The sequence below is a fragment of the Streptomyces sp. NPDC015139 genome (assembly GCF_043079785.1).
Taxonomy (GTDB): Bacteria; Actinomycetota; Actinomycetes; order Streptomycetales; family Streptomycetaceae; genus Streptomyces; species Streptomyces albidocamelliae.
Genome location: NZ_JBIBUW010000019.1, coordinates 52,967 through 73,488, shown reverse-complemented (window position 1 = coordinate 73,488; position 20,522 = coordinate 52,967). Strand labels below are relative to the sequence as shown.

Annotated in this window: 19 protein-coding genes; 8 read left to right on the top strand and 11 right to left on the bottom strand. The window is 71.4% G+C overall.

Annotation, left to right across the window (positions count from 1 at the left end; translation table 11 throughout):
* Window positions 1-15: 15 nt before the first annotated feature.
* Both ACF08B_RS34805 and ACF08B_RS34800 read right to left on the bottom strand, forming a co-directional pair.
* Window positions 16-1,422 carry a glutamate decarboxylase gene (locus tag ACF08B_RS34805; protein ID WP_392321033.1) on the bottom strand — a complete coding sequence of 469 codons (1,407 nt, stop codon included), beginning with the start codon at window positions 1,420-1,422 and terminating at the stop codon, window positions 16-18.
* 26 nt (window positions 1,423-1,448) lie between these two features.
* Window positions 1,449-2,735: an ion channel protein gene (locus tag ACF08B_RS34800; RefSeq protein ID WP_093696703.1), complete on the bottom strand. Its 1,287-nt coding sequence runs from the start codon at window positions 2,733-2,735 to the stop codon at window positions 1,449-1,451.
* A 112-nt stretch (window positions 2,736-2,847) separates the two neighbouring features.
* On the opposite strand from ACF08B_RS34800, the gene ACF08B_RS34795 reads away from it, so the two are divergent.
* Window positions 2,848-3,612 (top strand): MerR family transcriptional regulator, encoded by a 765-nt coding sequence (locus ACF08B_RS34795; RefSeq protein WP_392321032.1) that lies wholly within the window; start codon window positions 2,848-2,850, stop codon window positions 3,610-3,612.
* 15 nt (window positions 3,613-3,627) lie between these two features.
* Here ACF08B_RS34795 and ACF08B_RS34790 read toward each other — a convergent pair whose 3' ends face one another.
* Window positions 3,628-3,993, bottom strand: coding sequence for a YbjQ family protein (locus ACF08B_RS34790; RefSeq protein WP_350839999.1), 366 nt, complete (start codon window positions 3,991-3,993; stop codon window positions 3,628-3,630).
* A gap of 139 nt (window positions 3,994-4,132) precedes the next feature.
* Between ACF08B_RS34790 and ACF08B_RS34785 the strand changes: the two genes are divergently transcribed.
* Entirely contained in the window at window positions 4,133-5,110 is a 978-nt protein-coding gene (locus ACF08B_RS34785) for a DedA family protein (RefSeq protein ID WP_392321031.1), read from the top strand.
* A gap of 18 nt (window positions 5,111-5,128) precedes the next feature.
* On the opposite strand, the gene ACF08B_RS34780 is transcribed toward ACF08B_RS34785, so the two are convergent.
* On the bottom strand, window positions 5,129-6,784 hold the full coding sequence (locus tag ACF08B_RS34780) for a threonine/serine exporter ThrE family protein (RefSeq protein ID WP_392321030.1): 1,656 nt from the start codon (window positions 6,782-6,784) through the stop codon (window positions 5,129-5,131).
* 115 nt (window positions 6,785-6,899) lie between these two features.
* Window positions 6,900-7,391: an inorganic diphosphatase gene (locus ACF08B_RS34775; protein WP_073901115.1), complete on the bottom strand. Its 492-nt coding sequence runs from the start codon at window positions 7,389-7,391 to the stop codon at window positions 6,900-6,902.
* A gap of 124 nt (window positions 7,392-7,515) precedes the next feature.
* Between ACF08B_RS34775 and dacB the strand changes: the two genes are divergently transcribed.
* The 6 genes from dacB to folE all read left to right on the top strand — a co-directional run bounded on the left by dacB (window position 7,516) and on the right by folE (window position 15,133).
* Window positions 7,516-9,066 carry a D-alanyl-D-alanine carboxypeptidase/D-alanyl-D-alanine-endopeptidase gene (dacB, locus tag ACF08B_RS34770; RefSeq protein WP_392321029.1) on the top strand — a complete coding sequence of 517 codons (1,551 nt, stop codon included), beginning with the start codon at window positions 7,516-7,518 and terminating at the stop codon, window positions 9,064-9,066.
* Between the two features lie 100 nt (window positions 9,067-9,166).
* Complete coding sequence (locus ACF08B_RS34765) at window positions 9,167-10,300, top strand: zinc-dependent metalloprotease (protein WP_392321028.1); 1,134 nt, start codon at window positions 9,167-9,169, stop codon at window positions 10,298-10,300.
* A gap of 192 nt (window positions 10,301-10,492) precedes the next feature.
* On the top strand, window positions 10,493-11,524 hold the full coding sequence (gene tilS / locus ACF08B_RS34760) for a tRNA lysidine(34) synthetase TilS (RefSeq protein WP_392321027.1): 1,032 nt from the start codon (window positions 10,493-10,495) through the stop codon (window positions 11,522-11,524).
* 77 nt (window positions 11,525-11,601) lie between these two features.
* Complete coding sequence (gene hpt / locus ACF08B_RS34755) at window positions 11,602-12,162, top strand: hypoxanthine phosphoribosyltransferase (RefSeq protein WP_073901105.1); 561 nt, start codon at window positions 11,602-11,604, stop codon at window positions 12,160-12,162.
* A 218-nt stretch (window positions 12,163-12,380) separates the two neighbouring features.
* The gene (ftsH, locus tag ACF08B_RS34750; protein WP_392321026.1) at window positions 12,381-14,420 is read left to right on the top strand and encodes an ATP-dependent zinc metalloprotease FtsH; all 2,040 of its coding nucleotides are present in this window, start codon (window positions 12,381-12,383) and stop codon (window positions 14,418-14,420) included.
* A 107-nt stretch (window positions 14,421-14,527) separates the two neighbouring features.
* A complete protein-coding gene (gene folE, locus ACF08B_RS34745; RefSeq protein ID WP_392321025.1) occupies window positions 14,528-15,133 on the top strand; it encodes a GTP cyclohydrolase I FolE in 606 nt (201 codons plus the stop codon).
* 22 nt (window positions 15,134-15,155) lie between these two features.
* Here the strand turns inward: folE and ACF08B_RS34740 are convergent, their stop codons facing one another.
* From ACF08B_RS34740 to ACF08B_RS34715, 6 genes are all read right to left on the bottom strand, one after another.
* Window positions 15,156-15,644, bottom strand: a complete 489-nt coding sequence (locus tag ACF08B_RS34740; RefSeq protein WP_392321024.1) for a DUF3180 domain-containing protein — start codon at window positions 15,642-15,644, stop codon at window positions 15,156-15,158.
* Between the two features lie 59 nt (window positions 15,645-15,703).
* Window positions 15,704-16,315 (bottom strand): 2-amino-4-hydroxy-6-hydroxymethyldihydropteridine diphosphokinase, encoded by a 612-nt coding sequence (folK, locus tag ACF08B_RS34735; RefSeq protein WP_093476660.1) that lies wholly within the window; start codon window positions 16,313-16,315, stop codon window positions 15,704-15,706.
* On the bottom strand, window positions 16,312-16,671 hold the full coding sequence (gene folB, locus ACF08B_RS34730) for a dihydroneopterin aldolase (RefSeq protein WP_093476661.1): 360 nt from the start codon (window positions 16,669-16,671) through the stop codon (window positions 16,312-16,314). Before folB ends, folK begins: the two co-directional genes overlap by 4 nt.
* 271 nt (window positions 16,672-16,942) lie before the next feature.
* Entirely contained in the window at window positions 16,943-17,479 is a 537-nt protein-coding gene (locus ACF08B_RS34725) for a nuclear transport factor 2 family protein (protein WP_392321023.1), read from the bottom strand.
* Window positions 17,476-18,390: a dihydropteroate synthase gene (gene folP, locus ACF08B_RS34720; RefSeq protein WP_392321022.1), complete on the bottom strand. Its 915-nt coding sequence runs from the start codon at window positions 18,388-18,390 to the stop codon at window positions 17,476-17,478. Before folP ends, ACF08B_RS34725 begins: the two co-directional genes overlap by 4 nt.
* 122 nt (window positions 18,391-18,512) lie before the next feature.
* On the bottom strand, window positions 18,513-20,327 hold the full coding sequence (locus tag ACF08B_RS34715; RefSeq protein ID WP_392321021.1) for a phosphatidylglycerol lysyltransferase domain-containing protein: 1,815 nt from the start codon (window positions 20,325-20,327) through the stop codon (window positions 18,513-18,515).
* Window positions 20,328-20,522 lie beyond the last annotated feature (195 nt).

Sequence of the window (20,522 nt, the reverse complement as noted above, 5' to 3'; positions counted from 1 at the left end):
CGCGGCCGCCGGCTCCTAGTGGTGGAAGCTCGTGGCCGCTCCCTTGTCCCGGGTCTGCGGGTGCGGCTGCCGGCGCAGCTCCGGCAGCAGCCGGCTCAGGTCGTCCAGGAACAGGTCGGCCAGGTCGTGGGAGAAACCGTTGCGGCACACGATCCGCAGCACGGACAGATCCTCGCGGTTCGCCGGGAAGGTGTACGCGGGCACCAGCCAGCCGCTCTCGCGCATGCGCCGGGACACGTCGAAGACGTCGTACGCCGAGACGTCGTCGGCCGTGGTGAGCGCGAACACCGGCAGCTCCTCGCCGCGGGTGAGGAGCCGGAAGTCGCCGAGCGCCGCGATCCGGTCGGCCAGCGAGGTCGCCACGTCCCGCGTCGACTGCTGGACCGCCCGGTAGCCCTCCCGCCCCAGCCGAAGGAACGTGTAGTACTGCGCCACCACCTGGGCGCCGGGCCGGGAGAAGTTCAGCGCGAAGGTCGGCATGTCCCCGCCCAGGTAGTTGACCCGGAAGACCAGCTCGTCGGGGAGCGCCTCCTTGTCCCGCCACAGCGCCCAGCCGACACCCGGGTACACCAGCCCGTACTTGTGCCCGGAGGTGTTGATCGACGCCACCCGCGGCAGGCGGAAGTCCCAGACCAGGTCCTCGTCGAGGAACGGGGCCACCATGGCGCCCGAGGCCCCGTCGACGTGCACGGGGACGTCCAGGCCGGTGCGCTCCTGAAGGGCGTCCAGGGCGGCGCACAGCTCGGCGATCGGCTCGTAGGAGCCGTCGAAGGTCGAGCCGAGGATGCCCACGACCCCGATGGTGTTCTCGTCGCACAGCTCCACCGCGGCCTGCGGGTCGAGGTGGTAGCGGTCGCCGTCCATCGGGACCAGCCGGGCCTCCACCTCCCAGAAGTTGCAGAACTTCTCCCAGCACACCTGGACGTTGATGCCCATGATCAGATTGGGCCGCGCCCCCGGGTACCGGTCGGCGTTCCGCTTCGCCCAGCGCCGCTTGAGGGCCATCCCGGCGAGCATGCACGCCTCGCTCGAACCGGTCGTGGAGCAGCCCACCGCCGCCGACGGGTCCGGCGCGTTCCACAGGTCGGCGAGCATCGCCACGCAGCGCCGCTCCAGTTCGGCGGTGCGCGGGTACTCGTCCTTGTCGATCATGTTCTTGTCCCGGCACTCCGCCATCAGCACCCCGGCCTGCGGCTCCATCCAGGTGGTGACGAAGGTGGCAAGGTTCAGCCGGGAGTTGCCGTCCAGCATCAGCTCGTCGTGCACCAGCTGGTAGGCGGTGGACGGGGGGAGCGGGGCGTCCGGCAGCCGGTGCGTGGGCGGGGCCTCGGCCATGCCGGCGACGGGGTTGGCCTCCCCGAAGAACGGGTTGACCGACACCGTCCGCTGCTCGTGCTTCTCGGGACCTTTGTGCAGGGCCATGGACGTGCCTCCAGAAGAGATGGGAGTCAGCGGATCGACGTGCCGTCCGCCCGCAGCTGCATCTGCGGGCGCCCCGTCACCAGCAGCCAGGCCGGCAGCGAGGCGATGCACAGCAGGGCGATGATGGCGGGCGAGGCGACCAGGACGGCCGCGGTGAACAGGCTCACCCAGCCCTGGCGGGTGATCGCCAGAAGGATGCCCAGGACGCCCGTCGCCACGCCCAGCGAGGGATGTACGGCGGGGACGAGCGCGTGGGCGCACAGTCCCAGGGCGGTGCCGATGAAGACGGCCGGGAAGATCCGGCCGCCGCGGAAGCCGCAGGACGCGGCGACCAGCAGGGCGGCCAGCTTCACCACCGTCATGGTGGCGAACTGGCCCGCCGACCAGCCGTCCGGGTTCGCCGCGAGCACCCCGACCTCCGACAGCCCCTTGAACAGGGTCAGATGACCACCCACGGCCGCCAGGGCCCCGAGGACCACCCCGCCCGCCGGGAGCATGAGCATCGGATGCCGCAACCGCTGGAAGGCCGCGTGGACGTACGGGAAGGCGCGGACGGCGCACATGCCGAGCAGCGCGGCCACCGGGGCGATCACCAGCGCGGCCAGCACGTCCTTGGCGTTCGGGTGACCCAGCGGCGGCAGCCCCAGGTCGAAGGTCGGATGGGCCACCAGGGTGGTCGTGATCGCCCCGAACGCGCCGGCCGTCAGCGGCGCGAACAGGTTGTCCCACAGCAGGCCGGGCATCGGCTTCCCGGCCAGCGCCTCGGAGATCACCAGCGCCGCCGCCACCGGTGTGCCGAACAGCGCCCCGATCGTCGCGGCCTCGGCGAGCACCGGCCACAGGGCGCCCGGTCTCCGTGGCAGGAAGCGCGTCCCGAGCCAGGCCACGAGTCCCACGTTGACGGCGATGATCGGGTTCTCCGGGCCCAGGCTCGGCCCGCCGGCCAGCATCAGCCCGGCCGCCAGCACCAGGCCCGGCAGCACGTACAGCGGCAGGACCGGGGCGTTCAGGCCGGTCGTGGCCGGGTCCGGACCGGCGTGACCGGGCACCTTCCAGACCACCAGACCGACGGCGGCGCCGGTCGCCACCAGCATGACGAACATCCACAGCACCGAGTACGGACCCACGCCCAGCGCCTTCGGCAGCGGCCCCCACAGCACGCGCTGCAACTGCTCGGCGGCCGAGCTGACACCGACGAAGGTGAGACTGGCGAGCACGCCGACGGCGGCGGCGGGCAGGATGGACGGCAGCAGCGCCCGCGCCGGTGCCGCCGGGCGGGTCGAGGGAGCCTGCTTCTCGGTCTCCTGAGCCACGGGCTCACCATAAGCGGACATAACGCACCCAACATCCCGAGCGGAATCCGGCTTGCACCTCACGTGACGTCAGGCCTCAGCGTGGAGGCGTACCGACGACAAGGAGCGGAAAGTGAGCTACTCCGTGGGACAGGTCGCGGGGTTCGCCGGGATCACGGTGCGCACCCTGCACCACTACGACGAGATCGGTCTGCTCGTGCCCAGCGAGCGCACGTACGCCGGCCACCGGCGCTACAACGACGCCGACCTCGACCGGCTCCAGCAGATCCTGTTCTTCCGGGAACTCGGCTTCCCGCTCGACGAGGTCGCGGCCCTGCTCGACGACCCGGACACGGATCCGCGCGCGCACCTGCGCCGCCAGCACGAGCTGCTGACCACCCGGATCGAGAAGCTGCAGAAGATGGCCGCGGCCGTGGAGCACGCCATGGAGGCACGCACGATGGGCATCAACCTCACACCTGAGGAACGGTTCGAGGTCTTCGGCGACTTCGACCCGGACGAGCACGCCGCCGAGGCCGAGGAACGCTGGGGCGGCACCGAGGCCTACCGGCAGTCGCGGCGCCGGACCGCCCGGTACACCAAGGAGGACTGGAAGCGGATCAACGAGGAGATGGGCGCGATCCACGGCCGCATGGCGGACCTGCTCGCCGAGGGCGTGCCCGCCGACTCCGCGGCGGCCATGGACGTCGCCGAGGAGCACCGCCGGTTCATCACGGGCGCGTACTACGACTGCCCGCACGAGATGCACGCGTGCCTGGGGGAGATGTACGTGGCCGACGAGCGTTTCACCGCGACGTACGAGGCCGTCCGGAGCGGTCTCGCCGTGTACCTGCGGGACGCGATCGTGGCGAACAACGCCCGGCACACCGCGTCCTGACGTCCCGGCCCGGGGTCACTCCCGGGCCAGGACCACCGCCGTGCCGTAGGCGCACACCTCGGTGCCGACGTCCGCGGCCTCCGTCACGTCGAACCGGAACATCAGCACCCCGTTGGCGCCACGCGCGCGTGCCTGCTCCACCAGCCGCTCCATGGCCTGGTTGCGGGTCTGCACGAGCGTCTTGGTGAGGCCCTTCAGCTCCCCGCCGATCATCGACTTCAGCCCGGCGCCGATCTGGCTCCCGATGTGCCGGGAGCGCACGGTGAGGCCGAAGACCTCGCCGAGCACCTGCTGCACCCGGTACCCGGGCACGTCGTTCGTCGTCACGACCAGCACGTCCGGCTGGGGCCCCTGGCCGCCGCCGTAGTCATCGAGTCCCATGGCTCACAGCTTTGTGCCAGTCCGCCCACAGTGCATCCTGGAGACACCGGTGGAACCTGGGTCGGACACATCGCGTTGATAGCTTTGTGCGGCCCACATGGATGCCGCAGCCGCCTCACCCCCTCAGGAGCCCGGACCCGTGATGACACTCGCCCTAGGCCCGAGCTGGCTGGATCCCAACTATCTGCTCGACACGTACAGCATCTGGGGCCTGCTGCTCATCGTCTTCGCCGAGTCCGGACTGCTCATCGGGTTCTTCCTGCCGGGTGACTCGCTCCTGTTCACCTGCGGCCTGCTGATCACCTCGGACCAGCTGGACTTCCCGCTGTGGGGGGCGATCGCCCTGATCTGCCTCGCCGCGGTCCTGGGCGACCAGGCGGGCTACATGTTCGGCAAGAAGGTCGGCCCGTCCCTGTTCAACCGGCCCGACTCCCGCCTGTTCAAGCAGGAGAACGTCACCAAGGCGCACGAGTTCTTCGAGAAGTACGGCCCGAAGTCCCTGATCCTGGCCCGCTTCGTGCCGATCGTGCGGACGTTCACACCGATCATCGCCGGCGTCAGCGGCATGAAGTACCGCTCGTTCCTGACCTTCAACGTCATCGGCGGCGTCCTGTGGGGCGCGGGCGTCACCCTCCTCGGCTCCTGGCTGGGCAACATCGCCTTCGTCAACAAGAACATCGAGGCGATCCTCATCCTGATCGTCCTCGTCTCCGTCGTCCCGATCGCGATCGAGTTCCTGCGCGCACGCGGCAAGAACAAGAAGGCCGAGCAGGCGGAGCCGGCCGCGGCGCGGGCCCCGTACCGGCCGCAGCAGCCGGCGTACCAGCAGCCCGCCCCGCACCAGCAGGCCCCCGCCATGGACGACGCCACGACCCAGCTGCGCCGCATCGAGCAGGAACAGCCGTACCAGCAGCCGTACCAGCAGGATCCGCAGCAGCACTGGAACCAGGGCTACGGCGACCAGGGCTACACCGACCAGGGGTACGGCGACCAGTACTACGACCCGCGGCAGTACCCCCAGCAGCAGCCCTACCCGCAGCAGCAGTACCCCGAGCAGCAGTACCCGCAGCAGGACAACGGCCAGAGCCCGTACCCGTACGACCACCGCAACCACTGACGGGGACCGGGTGGCGCCCTAGAAACCCCTCGTCCGCTTCGCGGCCCGGCGCTTCCCGGCGGAGCCGACCCGCAGGAACAGCCGCGAGATCTCCGACCCCAGGTTGACCCCGATGGCGATGGCCATGGCCAGTGACGCGGCCTTGGCCAGCGACACGAGTCCCTTGTCCACCTCGTTCTGCGCGATGGACAGCAGCCCGAAGTAGGTCGCCGAACCGGGCAGCAGGGGCCCGATCGCCGCCGTCGTGTACGGCAGCGCGGACGCGAACCGGTAACGCGACAGCAACTGCCCGAACAGACCCACGAGTCCCGCCGCCACGGCCGTGGACGCCACCGGTGAGATGTCGCTGACGACGTGCATGGCGCCGTACACCGACCACGCCACCCCGCCGCTGAGGGTCACCCACAGCACGGTGGACCGCTCCTGCTGGAGCAGCACCGCGAAGGTCAGCGACAGCACCATCGACGCCACGATCTGCACCAGCGGCCGGTCGGAGCTGCCGAGCGCCGCGTCCGGGTTCAGCTGGCCGCCGACCTTCACCCCGAAGTACAGGACCACCAGCACCCCGGCGACGATGCCCACGAAGAAGTACATGACCTCCAGCAGGCGCGCGGACGCGGTGATGTAGAAGCCCGTCAGGCCGTCCTGCACGCCCGCCACCAGCGCCCGCCCCGGCAGCAGCGCGAACAGCCCACCGGTGACCACCGCGGACGCCTTCAGGTCCACATCGGCCAGCGCGAACGCCACACCGATCGCCGCGGGCGGCATCGCGGCCACCGTGAACTGGTAGAACTCGGGCAGCCCGCGTCCCGCGCACAGCCACGCCAGCCGGTCGCCGAGCATCGCGCCCAGCGCCGCCGCCACGAAGACGATCAGGTCACCGCCGACCAGCACGGAGGCCGCGCCGGCCAGCAGCCCGCCGGCCAGCGTCAGCGCCCAGCCGGGGTACGGGTGCCGGTTACGGCGGATCTCCGCCAGGCGCCGGTAGGCCTCCTCCAGCGAGACATGGGTCTCCGGGTCGGTCAGATCGTCCACCAGCCGGAACACCGCCGCCAGCCGCGTGTAGTCGGTGCCCCGGCGCCGCACCGTGCGGGACGCCGTCACCGGGTCCTCCACCAGCGACGGCTGGTGCGAGATCGACAACAGCGTGAAGGTGACGTTCGGCTCGCAGCGGTCGAGGCCGTAGGACCGGCACACCGCGAACATCGCGGCCTCCACGTCCTCGGCGCCCTCGCCGCCCGCCAGCAGCAGCTCGCCGATACGCAGGGTCAGGTCGAGCACGCGCGGGACGGCCGGACCGCCCTCCTCCACGCGCTGCACGTGTTCCGGCGCGGGCCGCTCGGTCACCGGCATGCGCAGCATCGTGCGCATCCGGTCCTGCCACGGCGCGTCCTTGACCAGGCTGACCATCGGCACGCCGGTGGCCGGCGTGAACGCGGCCGGGGCCCCGCTGGCGCTGTAGGTACGCGGCGTGCTGAACGCCGACCCCTCCGGTTCCGCGCTCGGCGGCTGCGGCGTCTCCAGCCCCCGGGGCACGGTGAACTCGGAGGTCGTCTCCGGCTCACCACCTGTCCTCGGCACGTCGAGACCCACCGGAATGGCGAACTCGGACGTGATCTCCGGGTCGTACCGCGCCTCGTCGGACCGGGGCTTGCGGTCCTCCGCCTCCGTCACCTCGCACCGCTCCCTGAACGACACCTTCCGTAGGCCTCAGTATGCGCATGAGCGCGCAGACGGGCCGCGTCACCCCACCCAGGGTGCCGCGGCCCGTCGCGGACAAACCGGCCGGTCAGTGGCCGCCCTGCTCCTTGAAGCGCTTGTACGACCGCTCGATCTCCACCTCGGCGTCCGTACGGCCCACCCAGTTGGCGCCCTCGACGGACTTGCCGGGCTCCAGGTCCTTGTACACCTCGAAGAAGTGCTGGATCTCCAGGCGGTCGAATTCCGACACGTGGTGGATGTCGCGCAGGTGCTCCACCCGCGGGTCGGTCGAGGGGACGCACAGCAGCTTGTCGTCGCCGCCCGCCTCGTCCGTCATCCGGAACATGCCGATCGCACGGCACTTGATGAGGCAGCCCGGGAAGGTCGGCTCATCCAGGATGACCAGCGCGTCCAGCGGGTCGCCGTCCTCGCCGAGGGTGTTCTCGACGAAGCCGTAGTCGGCCGGGTAGGCGGTCGAGGTGAAGAGACGGCGGTCCAGACGGATCCGACCGGTCTCGTGGTCCACCTCGTACTTGTTGCGCGAACCCTTCGGGATCTCGATCGTGACGTCGAACTCCACCGGTGGCTCCTCCATGATCAACACATAGTTCTGGTGATTAAGTGTCCCTCACGCAGGTGTGTGATCGCGAAAGGGGCTGGTGGTCGTGCCAGAGCTGAGGCCTTGGCGAGCCGCGGGACCGCAGGTGAGGCGGATCGCGAGCGCCGTACGACCGCGTCTGGCGCGGGCCGCGGCCGCCGCGGGGCCGCGGGTCGCGCGGCTCGCCAAGGCCGTCCGTCCGCGGCCGGCGCCCCGTCCGAGAACGGCCAGGACCTGGCAGTACACCGCGGGCGCCGCCACCGCCGGCCTGGCACTGGCCGCCGGCGTGGTGACCGTGGCCGGCCCCTGGGACGCCAATGGTCAGCGTACGGCCGAGCGGGAACGGGCCGCCGCCCTTGAGCGGCCAGGTGGCACAGATCACGGCCGCTCCGGCACCGCGACCGGCGGACCCCGCCCGGCTCCGAGCGCCGCACCCGTCCTGACCGGCCTGGGCGGTACGGACGGCGCCGTCGGCACCACGAACGACGCCTCCGGCGGAAAACCCTTCGCCGACGTCCTCGGGCCCCTCCTGGACGCCCCCGCCCTGGGCGGCACCCGCACGGCCGCCGTCGTCGACGTGACCACCGGCAAGCACCTCTACGCCACCGACGCCGGCAAGGCCCTCACCCCCGCCTCCACCACCAAGATCGCCACCGCCGTCGCCGCCCTGTCCGCCCTCGGCCCCGACCACCGGATCACCACCCGCGCCGCCCTCGAACCCGACACCGGCGAACTCGTCCTGGTCGGCGGCGGCGACCCCACCCTCACCGCCCGCGCGAAGTCCGACGGCTGGGCGAGCCTGCGCACCCTGGCCACCGGCACCGCGAAGGCACTCCGCGCGCGCGGCATCGGCGAGGTCACCCTGTCGTACGACACGACGCTCTACTCCGGGCCCGCCCAGCACCCCATCGGCGTCAACGAGAACCTCGCCCCCGTCAGCGCCCTCATCGCCGACGAGGGCCGCACCGACGACTCCGTCAGCGGCCCGGCGACTCGCGTGACCGACCCCGCGAAGGACGCGGCGGGCAAGTTCGCCGGCTTCCTCGCCGACGCCGGCATCAAGACCACGTCCCCCGGCACCTCCAAGGCCACCACCCGCGCCCAGACCCTCGCCACCGTCTCCTCGCCCCCGCTGGCCGCCCTGGTCGAACGCATGCTGACCAACAGCGACAACGACATCGCCGAGGCGCTCGCCCGCCAGACCGCGCTCACCAGCGGCGAGCCCGCGGGCTTCGCCGGCGGCGCCAGGGCGGTCTCCGCCCGGCTGACCAAACTGGGCCTGCCGATGTCCGGGGCCTCCTTCCACGACGGCAGCGGACTCGACCGCAACGACAAGCTGACCGCCGAACTGCTCACCGCCCTCCTGGTCGAGGCCGGCAACCCCGAGCGCCCCGGCCTGCGCCCCGCCCTCACCGGCCTCCCCGTCGCGGGCTTCACCGGCACCCTCGCCCGCCGCTACACCGACGGCGCGTCCGGTGTCGTACGCGCCAAGACCGGCACCCTGACCGGCGTGAACACCCTCGCGGGCACCGTCGTCGACACCGACGGCCACCTCCTCGCCTTCGCCTTCCTGGCCTCCGGCACGACGAACCCCCTGGAGGCCCAGGCGGCCCTCGACACCACGGCCACGGCCCTGGCGGCCTGCGGCTGCCGATGACGGCGGCCGGCCCCGTGCCACCGCCCGGCGACCGGGCCGCCCACCCCCGGCGGCCCTCACGGTCTGCCCCAAGCCGTGACGCTCACGTACGGTTGACGGCATGACTGGCTTCGGCGGCACCGCATCTTCCGGGATGGTCGACTGGAACCTCGCGGTGGCAACCGCGACACGGCTCGTACGACCGGGCCCCGACGTCAGCCGTGACGAGGCGAGGGCCGTCGTCGCGGAGCTGCGCCGGCACGCGAAGGCCTCGGAGGAGCACGTCCGCGGCTTCACCCGGATGACCACCGAGGAGACCCACGACACCCCCGTCCTCGTGGTCGACCGGCCCGGCTGGGTCCGCGCCAACGTCGCCGGCTTCCGCGAGATCCTCAAACCCCTCCTGGAGAAGATGCAGGAGCGGCGCGCGGGCAGCCCCGGCAGCGCGGTCCTCGGCGCCGTCGGCGGCAAGGTCACCGGCGTCGAACTCGGCATGCTGCTGTCGTTCCTGTCCTCCCGGGTCCTCGGCCAGTACGAGACCTTCGCCCCCGCCGGCCGCGACCTCCCCGCCGGTGAGAACGGCGGCGGCCGGCTCCTCCTCGTCGCCCCCAACATCGTCCACGTCGAACGCGAACTCGACGTGGAGCCGCACGACTTCCGGCTGTGGGTGTGCCTGCACGAGGAGACCCACCGCACCCAGTTCACCGCCGTGCCCTGGCTGCGCGACCACCTCGAGGGCGAAATCCAGTCGTTTCTCGCGGAGACCGACGTCGACCCGATGACCTTCCTGGAGCGCATCCGGGAGGCCGCCCAGTCCCTCGCCGGCGGCCGCCCCGAGGGCGAGGAGGAGGACGGCGGCCGTTCCTTCGTGGAACTGGTGCAGACCCCCGCGCAGCGCGAGATCCTCGGCCGTCTCACCGCCGTGATGTCCCTGCTGGAGGGTCACGCCGACTACGTCATGGACGGCGTCGGCCCCAGCGTCGTACCGACCGTCGCGGAGATCCGCGAGAAGTTCCAGCAGCGCCGCGCCAAGGGCGCCTCCCGCCTGGACCAGGCGCTGCGCAAACTGCTCGGCCTGGACGCCAAGCTCAAGCAGTACCGGGACGGCGAACGCTTCGTCCGCGCGGTCGCCGAGGACGTCGGCATCGACGGTTTCAACCGCGTGTGGACCTCCCCGAACACCCTGCCCACCAAGGCGGAGATCGCCAAACCGGCGGACTGGATCGCGCGGGTGCACCGCAGGACCGAGTCGTGAACGCCGTGGAGGAGTCGTGACACGAATCCGGCCGACGGCAGACGGACGCCCCTTCAATCACCCGTCCGAGGGACCGTGGGCCATGCGTAGGCGTGCAATGCTCGGGGAACGGCCCGGTTCTGTCACCATCTACACACTCTGAGTGACCGAGCTCGGTCTCACCCCCCGAAAACTTCATGAAGGGAACCGGACATGGGTCCCCATCCTGCGGTCGCGGCGATACGCCTGGCGGTTCGCCGCGTACTCCACGACCTCCTCAACGACCTGCAGACCCCCGGCGCGCACCCGGACCGGCCGGCCGAGCGGCCCCCCTCCCCGCTCGTGCTCGTCGCGTGCTCCGGCGGCGCCGACTCCATGGCGCTCGCCTCCGCCCTCGCCTTCGAGGCCCCCAGGCTCGGCATCCGAGCGGGCGGTGTCACCGTCGACCACGGCCTCCAGCCCGGCTCCGACCTCCGCGCCGACGAAGTGGTCCTGCGCCTGCGTGAACTCGGCCTCGACCCCGTCGAGTCCGTCGCCGTGACCGTCGGCCGCGACGGAGGGCCCGAGGCCGCCGCCCGCGACGCCCGCTACGCCGCCCTGGACGCGCTGGCCGAACGCCACGGCGCCGCGGCCGTCCTGCTCGGCCACACCCGGGACGACCAGGCCGAGACCGTCCTGCTGGGCCTCGCCCGCGGCTCCGGCATCCGCTCCCTGTCCGGGATGGCCGCGGTCTCGGGGGCCGGCGGCCGTTACCGACGGCCCTTCCTGCACGTCGACCGCCAGACCGCCCGCAAGGCCTGCATGGTCCAGTCCCTGCCCGTCTGGGACGACCCGCACAACGCCGACCCGGCCTACACCCGCTCCCGGCTCCGGCACGAAGGCCTGCCCGCCCTGGAGAAAGCTCTCGGCAAGGGTGTCGTCGAGGCACTCGCCCGTACCGCCCAGCTCTCCCGCGACGACGCCGACGCCCTCGACAGCTGGGCCAGTCAGGCCGAGTCCTCCGTACGGGACGCCGGCGGGCTGCTGGAGTGCGCGAAGCTCTACGCCCTGCCGCCCGCCGTACGCCGTCGCATCCTGCGCCGGGCCGCCATCGAGGCCGGTGCGCCGGCCGGTTCGCTGTTCGCCCGGCACATCGAGGAAGTCGACCGTCTGATCACCGGCTGGCGCGGCCAGGGAGCCATCAATCTCCCGGGCAAAGTCGTGGCCCAGCGGCAGGGTGGCAGACTGGTGATTCGGCAGGGCTGAATCCCGACCTCCCGGAGCGATCCTCCGGCGGCCGGTCCGGGCAGCCGGAGGCCGTAAGTGCGGGACGACCGAAAGTGATGCGGGTGGACGCGAAAGACATGGGTGCCGACCTCCAGCAGGTGCTCATCACCAAGGAAGAGATCGACGCGAAGCTGGCCGAGCTGGCCGCGAAGATCGACGCGGAGTACGCGGGCAAGGATCTGCTCATCGTCGGCGTCCTCAAGGGCGCGGTGATGGTCATGGCCGACCTCGCCCGAGCGCTGTCCACCCCCGTCACGATGGACTGGATGGCCGTGTCCTCCTACGGCGCGGGCACCCAGTCCTCCGGTGTGGTCCGCATCCTCAAGGACCTCGACACCGACATCAAGGGCAGGCACGTCCTGATCGTCGAGGACATCATCGACTCCGGGCTGACCCTGTCCTGGCTGCTCAACAACCTCGGCTCCCGCGAGCCCGCCTCCCTGAAGGTGTGCACGCTGCTGCGCAAGCCGGACGCCGCCAAGGTCGCCATCGACGTGGAGTGGGTCGGCTTCGACATCCCCAACGAGTTCGTCGTCGGCTACGGCCTCGACTACGCCGAGAAGTACCGCAACCTGCCGTTCGTCGGTACGCTCGCGCCGCACGTCTACGGCGGCTGACCTCGGAGCGGACCCCGGGCTGAGCCAGTCGGCCCAAGCCCGGTGGGACGATCGGGAACCCCGGCGGGGCCCGCGCCGTTGAAGCATGCAGAGACGGGTTTCCCGGCCCTCGAAACGGCTTCGTGCGGCTTCGGGCAACAATGCTGGGGTACCGTCAGAAGAACTGTCTTATCAAACTCACTATGGCAGGAGGGACGGGGCGACACCGCTCCGTATGGATGGACGTGAAGCGATACTTCCGTGGGCCGGTCATGTGGATCGTGCTGGCCGTCCTTGCCGTGGTCGTGTTGATGCAGGTCGTCGGCTCGTCCGGCGGCTACAAGACGGTGGACACCGGTCAGGTCGTCGCGGCGATCAATGACAACAGGGTCCAGTCGGCCAAGCTGACCACAGGCGACGAACAGACCATCAAGGTCAATCTCAAGGACGGCCAGAAGGTCGACGGCAGCTCGAAGATCCAGGCGAGCTACATCGGCGACCAGGGCGTGACCATCGCCAGCCAGCTGCAGACCAAGTACCAGGACAAGCAGATCCCGGACGGCTACACCGTCTCGCCGTCGAAGCAGAACCCGTTCGTCGGCGTCCTGCTCTCCCTGCTGCCCTTCGTCCTGATCGTCGTCGTCTTCCTGTTCCTGATGAACCAGATGCAGGGCGGCGGCTCCCGGGTCATGAACTTCGGGAAGTCCAAGGCCAAGCTCATCACCAAGGACACCCCCAAGACGACCTTCTCCGACGTCGCCGGCTGCGACGAGGCGGTCGAGGAGCTCCAGGAGATCAAGGAGTTCCTCCAGGAGCCGGCCAAGTTCCAGGCCGTCGGCGCCAAGATCCCCAAGGGCGTGCTCCTCTACGGCCGCCCGGGTACCGGCAAGACGCTCCTCGCGCGAGCCGTCGCCGGCGAGGCGGGCGTCCCCTTCTACTCGATCTCCGGTTCCGACTTCGTCGAGATGTTCGTCGGTGTCGGTGCCTCCCGGGTCCGTGACCTGTTCGAGCAGGCCAAGGCGAACGCCCCGGCGATCGTCTTCGTCGACGAGATCGACGCGGTCGGCCGCCACCGCGGCGCCGGCCTCGGCGGTGGTCACGACGAGCGCGAGCAGACGCTGAACCAGCTGCTCGTCGAGATGGACGGTTTCGACGTCAAGGGCGGTGTCATCCTCATCGCCGCCACCAACCGCCCGGACATCCTCGACCCGGCGCTGCTGCGCCCCGGCCGCTTCGACCGCCAGATCGCGGTCGACCCGCCGGACCTGCAGGGCCGCCTGGAGATCCTCAAGGTCCACCAGAAGGGCAAGCCGGTCGCGTCCGACGTCGACCTGGCCGCCGTCGCCCGCCGCACGCCCGGCATGACCGGCGCCGACCTGGCCAACGTCCTCAACGAGGCCGCCCTGCTCACCGCCCGCGGTGACCAGAAGCTGGTCGACAACAAGGCGCTGGACGAGGCGATCGACCGCGTGGTCGCGGGCCCGCAGAAGCGGACCCGGATCATGTCGGACAAGGAGAAGAAGATCACCGCGTACCACGAGGGCGGTCACGCCCTGGTCGCGGCGGCCTCGCCGAACTCCGACCCGGTCCACAAGATCACGATCCTGTCCCGCGGCCGTGCCCTCGGTTACACGATGGTCCTGCCCGACGAGGACAAGTACTCGACCACCCGCAACGAGATGCTCGACCAGCTCGCCTACATGCTGGGCGGCCGGGCGGCGGAGGAACTGGTCTTCCACGACCCGACCACCGGCGCCGCCAACGACATCGAGAAGGCCACCAACCTGGCCCGCGCGATGGTCACGCAGTACGGCATGACCGAGCGGCTCGGCGCGATCAAGTTCGGCGGCGACAACAGCGAGCCCTTCCTCGGCCGTGAGATGGCTCACCAGCGCGACTACTCCGAGGAAGTCGCCGCGCTGGTCGACGAAGAGGTCAAGAAGCTCATCGAGACGGCGCACAACGAGGCCTGGGAGATCCTGGTCGAGAACCGCGACGTGCTCGACCAGCTCGTCCTTCACCTGCTGGAGAAGGAGACCCTGGGCAAGGAGGAGATCGCCGAGATCTTCGCCCCGATCCACAAGCGCCCGCCGCGGCCCGCGTGGACCGGCTCCTCCCGCCGCACCCCGTCCACCCGCCCGCCGGTGCTCTCCCCCAAGGAGCTGGCACTGACCAACGGTGCGAACGGCGCGACGGCCTCGATCAGCACGGCCAAGTCCACCGCCTCGGAGTCCGCCCCGATCACGGAGCAGACCCCGGAGGACCGCCCCGAGAGCTGAGGCACCCGGCCGACGGGCCCGGAATGAATGCCGCGCCCCCCAGGTTTTAGCCTGGGGGGCGCGGCATTCGTATGTCCGCGGCAAGACGTACAGGAACGAGGCATCAGATGACCGACCCCGTGACGCTGGCCGGCGACGGCTTCATCGGCGAGTTCGACGAGAAGCGGGCCGAGAACGCCGTACGCGAACTCCTCATCGCGGTGGGTGAGGACCCCGACCGCGAGGGTCTGAAGGAGACTCCGGCACGGGTGGCGCGTGCGTACCGGGAACTGCTCGCGGGACTGTGGCAGGAGCCGGAGGACGTCCTGACGACGACCTTCGACCTGGGGCACGACGAGATGGTCCTGGTGAAGGACATCGAGATCGTCTCCCTCTGCGAGCACCACCTGCTGCCGTTCCACGGCGTGGCGCACGTCGGGTACATCCCGGCCGAGACGGGCAAGATCACCGGCCTGTCCAAGCTGGCCCGGCTGGTCGAGGTGTTCGCCCGCCGCCCGCAGGTGCAGGAGCGGCTCACCACCCAGATCGCGGACTCGCTCATGCGGATCCTGGAGGCGCGCGGCGCGATCGTCGTCATCGAGGCCGAGCACATGTGCATGTCGGTGCGCGGCATCCGCAAGCCCGGCGCCAAGACCACCACGTCGGCGGTGCGCGGCCAGCTGCGGGACGCCACGACCCGCGCCGAGGCGATGAGCCTGATACTGGCGCACTGAGCTCCGTGACCGGAGGCGGCGGTCAGGCCACCGGCTCCGCGCCCGGGTGGTTCTGGTCGTCGTCCTCCGGGAGCTTGCAGACCCGCTCCAGGAACAGGGCGGCCACTATCACGCCGAGTGCGGCCAGGGCCGAGAAGCCGGCGTAGATGGCCTGGTCGCGGCGGGCGGGGATGTCGAGGAGTTCCAGGAGGAACACGCCCGTGCCGGCGTACATGCCGGCGACGAGGGCGGCGACCAGGGCGCTGGCCTGGCCGAAGACAGCCGCGCGGGCGGCCATCAGGGGGTCGACGCCCTTCGCGCCGGGACGGCGCTCGCGCTGGGCCCGCAGCCGGGCGCGCAGCGAGAGCGCGGTCGCGAGCAGGACGACGGCGATCAGCGCCAGGACGATCGGCGCGGCCAGGGGGACGCTGGGGAGTGTCCCGATCGAGTTCCAGAGGCGGGCGCCCGCCCAGGACAGGATGCCGGCCACGACAAACACACCGACCAGCACCCTGATGCGCAGCTCTCTCACGGTGTCCCTTCAGCTCCCCCCGGACCGTCCCGGATCGTTGGTCGTCTTGACCTTAACGACTACTCGGGCAGTCGGAGTTCCAGGTCCGCGCGTGCCTCCACGCCTTCGCGGGTCACGGCCGCGAGCAGGGTGGCCACGGTGCCGCGTCCGGGCAGCTGTGCCTGCGGGTCCACGTCGTGCCAGGGGGCGAGGACGAAGGCCCGCTCGTGGGCGCGCGGGTGGGGGAGGGTGAGGTGCGGGTCGTCCGAGGTGACGTCGGCGTAGGAAACGATGTCGACGTCCAGGGTGCGCGGGCCCCAGCGTTCGTCGCGGACGCGGTTGAAGGCCTCCTCGACGGCGTGCGCACGCTCCAGCAGGGAGGCGGGGGGCAGGGTGGTCTTGAGGACCACGACCGCGTTGAAGTACGACGGCTGGCTGCCGGGCTCGACGCCCCACGGCTCGGTCTCGTAGACCGGGGAGACGGCCTTCACACGGACGCCGGGGGTGTCCTCCAGGGCGTCGACGGCGCCCTGGAGGGTCTCCAGGCGGTTGCCGAGGTTGGAGCCGATGGAGATCACGGCCCATTTCGGGTTCTGCAGGGTCGTGTCGGCGGCGTCCACCCGCTCGACGACCGAGGCGGGCACCGGCTGGACGGTCGGGTCGCTGTGACCCTGAAGGAAGGATCGGGTCATACTCGGCTCCGGGTGATGGTGACGGTCACGTCGTCGAAGGGGACGGTGATCGGCGCGTCCGGCTTGTGGACGCAGACCTCGATCTCCTGGACCCCTTCGTGCTTCAGGCAGGTCTGGGCGATCCGCTCGGCGAGCGTCTCGATGAGGTTCACCGGCTCGCCCTCGACCACGGCCACGACCTCCTCGGCCACGATGCCGTAGTGCACGGTCTTCGCCAGGTCGTCGTCGGCCGCGGCCGGCCGGGTGTCCAGGCCGAGGACGAGGTCGACGATGAAGGTCTGGCCCTCCTCGCGCTCCTTGGGGAACACACCGTGGTGCCCGCGGGCCTTGAGGCCGCGCAGCGCGACACGATCCACGCGAATCACTCCTGCAATCGTCGGGAACGACCGGGTCGTACCGCGTGCGGGCGGCACACCGGTCACAGACGAATCTACCTGCGGGCACCGACAGAGCCGGGCCACGGGGGCGTGGGCTCGGGCCGGGACCGCAGGGTTCACCCCGTGTTTCCCCCGGGGAACCCGGACGCGTCATGGGGTGGTAGCCGCTCATACCCGGGGGTAGGTGATTCCAACCACTTATTGGTCCCTGCGGGCCCCTCCGGTGCCTTCGCGGGGTGTGCCGGCGTGTTCAGGCGAGGGTGCCGTCGTCCGGGTCGGTGCCGTTCACGCCGCTGTCCCCGTCGTCCGACTCGTCGGTCTCGGCGAGGACGGGGGAGGCGTGGTGCGACCAGAGTTTCCAGCCGGAGGGCGAGCGCCGGAACACGTTGGTGGCGACGACGAGCTGGCCGACCAGGGGCCCCAGTTCCGCCCCCTCCTCAGGGGCCGGGCCGCCGCTGAGGATGTTCTCGGTGCAGGTCACGAGGGCCGTGTCGCCGGTCACGGAGACGTGCACGTCGGTGAGGAAGAACTGGATGTAGTCGGTGTTGGCCATGATCAGGGCGTACGACCTGAGGACCTCGCCGCGGCCGGTGAGCACCGGCCAGCCCGGGTGGACGCAGGAGATCACGCCGGTGTCCGCGGGGTCGTGGTACTCCTCGTCGACGCCCAGGTCGGCGGGGGTGAGCCAGAGCGAGGAGACCTCCTCGAAATCGCCGCGTTCGAGCGCCTCGTAGAAGGCGGTGTTGGCGGCCTCGACCTGCTCGACGTCGGTATGGGGGGCGCTCACCGGCTTCCTTCCGCCCCGCGCCCGTTGTCCGCGCTCCGCGCCGTTCCGACGGTGCGCGCCCCCTCGACGGCCCGTGCGACCCGTACCGCGTCCGCGGTGGCGCGCACCTCGTGGACGCGCACCGCCCACGCGCCGGCCTGCGCCGCGAGCGCGGAGACGGCGGCCGTGGCGGCGTCGCGCTCCCGGGCGGGCGGGGGCGCCCCCTCCGGGCCGGCGAGGACCCGGCCGAGGAACCGCTTGCGGGAGGCGGCGACCAGCAGGGGATGGCCCAGGGTGTGCAGGCGGTCGAGGTGGGCGAGGAGGGTGAGGTCGTGGTCGGCCTCCTTGGAGAAGCCGAGGCCCGGGTCGACGACGATGCGGTCGGGGCTGATGCCGCCCGCCAGGACGGCGTCCACGCGCGCGTGCAGCTCGTCCACGACCTCGGCGACGACGTCCTCGTACGTGCCCCTGACGTTGCCGCCCTCGAGGAAGCCGCGCCAGTGCATGACGACGAACGGGGCGCCCGCGTCGGCGACCACCGGGATCATCGCGGGGTCGGCGAGGCCGCCGCTGACGTCGTTGACGAGGGCGGCGCCGGCCTTGAGGGACTGCGCGGCGACGGTGGCGCGCATGGTGTCGACGGAGACGGCCACGCCCTCGGAGGCGAGGCCGCGCACGACGGGGATGACACGGCGCAGTTCCTCGGCCTCGTCCACGCGCGTGGCGCCGGGGCGGGTGGACTCGCCGCCCACGTCGACCAGGTCCGCGCCCTCGGCGACCAGGTCGAGGCCGTGCTTGACGGCGGCGGTCGTGTCGAACCAGCGGCCGCCGTCGGAGAAGGAATCGGGGGTCACGTTCACGACTCCCATGACCGCGCACCGGTCCCATGCCGGAAGACCCGTCACTCGTCCGCGCCCGCTGAGGTTGTTCATACGTTCAGCGTAGGCCCAGGAGGGTGCCGGGAACGCGCGGCGGCCCGGGTGGCAGCCCCTGTGCTGGAGGGGGCGGGGCTGCCACCCGGGCCGGTCTCGGGCCGTACCGCCGGTCCGGGTGGTCAGGCGGCCCGGACGTCACGCTCGGGCACGGCGTGCGCGCAGGGGCGCCGGCCGGCCGCCCGGCGCCGGCGCAGGAAACGCGGCACCGGCAGGGCGAGGTCGACGAAGCCCTCGGCCTGCATCGCGGCGAAGCCGATGCGCGGCAGGTCGCCGGAGACGCGGTAGACCACGAAGCGGGGCTCCCAGCGCGGCTGGAACTTGGCGTTGAACTTGTAGAGCGACTCGATCTGGAACCAGCGCGAGAGGAACACCAGCAGTCCGCGCCAGGCACGCAGCACCGGTCCGGCGCCGATCTTCTCCCCGCGCGCGAGGGCGGAGCGGAACATCGCGAAGTTCAGCGAGACGCGGGTGATGCCGAACCTGGGGGCGGCCTGCAGCGCGGCGACGATGAGCAGTTCGTTCATGCCGGGGTCGGCGGCGCGGTCGCGGCGCATGAGGTCCAGGGAGGCGCCGTCCTCGCCCCAGGGGACGAAGTGCAGGACCGCCTTCAGGTCGCCGTACTCGCCGGGCTCCTCGTCCTGCTTGTGCGCGGTGGCGATCAGGCAGTCGCCGTCGGCCGCGTCCCCGATGCGGCCGAGCGCCATGGAGAAGCCGCGTTCGGTGTCGGTGCCGCGCCAGTCCTCCGCCGCCCGGCGGATGCGGTCCAGTTCGGCCTCGCCGAGGTCACGGATGCGCCGTACCCGGGTTTCGTAGCCGGCCCGCTCGATGCGCTTGACCATCTGGCGCACGTTGCGCATCGCGCGTCCGGCGAGCGAGAAATCCGCGACGTCGACCACCGCCTCGTCGCCCAGTTCGAGCGCGTCCAGACCGGTCTCACGGGTCCACACCTCGCCGCCGGTCTCCGAGCAGCCCATGACCGCGGGGGTCCAGGAGTGGGCCTTGGCCTCGTCCATGAAGCGTTCGATGGCGCCCGGCCAGGCCTCGACGTCGCCGATGGGGTCGCCGCTGGCGAGCATCACCCCGGAGACGACGCGGTAGGTGACGGCCGCCTTGCCGCTGGGGGAGAAGACGACGGCCTTGTCGCGGCGCAGCGCGAAGTGGCCGAGGGAGTCGCGGCCGCCGTGCTTGACCAGCAGGGCCCGCAGCTTCTCCTCGTCCTCCTCGGTGAGCCGCGCGGCCGGGTGCTCGGGGCGGAAGGCCAGGTAGACGGTGGTGACCGCGGTGATCCAGCCGAGGGCGCCGAGGGAGAAGGCCACGGTCCAGGAGGTGTTGCCCTGGTAGTCGACCGGGCCCTCGAAGCCGAACAGGCCGTAGACGACGTGCGTCAGCCGGTCGGCGAGGCTCGGGTCGCCGATCGTCCGGTGCGGGTGGACGTTGACGATGACCAGGCCGAGCAGCAGGGAACCGGCGCTCATCAGGACGAAGTTGGCGAGCGCGCGCCAGCGGCTGCGGGGGTCGGGCAGGGCCGCGAACTCGTCCCGGTGGCGCAGCAGCGGCACCAGCAGGGCGACCGCGATGAGCACGCCGACGAGCGAGTGCCGGTAGGCGAACTGGGCCGCCGCCCCGGCCGGCAGCAGCGCCACCGCGGCGCGCCATGCCCGGCGCTTGCGCCGCTTGAGGCCGTGCGCCAGCAGCAGCAACAGCACGCCCGCGCTCAGCGAGAGCGCGGCGGCGAAGGGGCCGAAGGAACCCGGCAGCACCTCGGCTATGGCGTGCATACGGCTGTGCCGGAAGCGCGGGAACACGCCCGCCGCGATGTCCAGGGCGCCCACGATCGCGGCCGCCCTGGCGACCAGTGCGGGGACGGCCTCGGGGCGCGGGCCGCGCAGCATGCGCCGCGCCCGGCTTGATCGGCCCGGAACCCCGCCCGACATTTCCCCATCTATCCTGACAGACATCGCATCCCGTAGTTCTGCGAGAGACCTTGAACCCGGGCCCGATCGGGCATCCGGCGACATTGCGCCCTCTAGGACGGTGTCTCGGGGAGAGAGGTTCACTCCCCACCGGAAAGTCGGGTCAAAGGCCAAGGAAAGCCCCGGGCAAGTCCGCGCGACGACGTGTGGACGCGG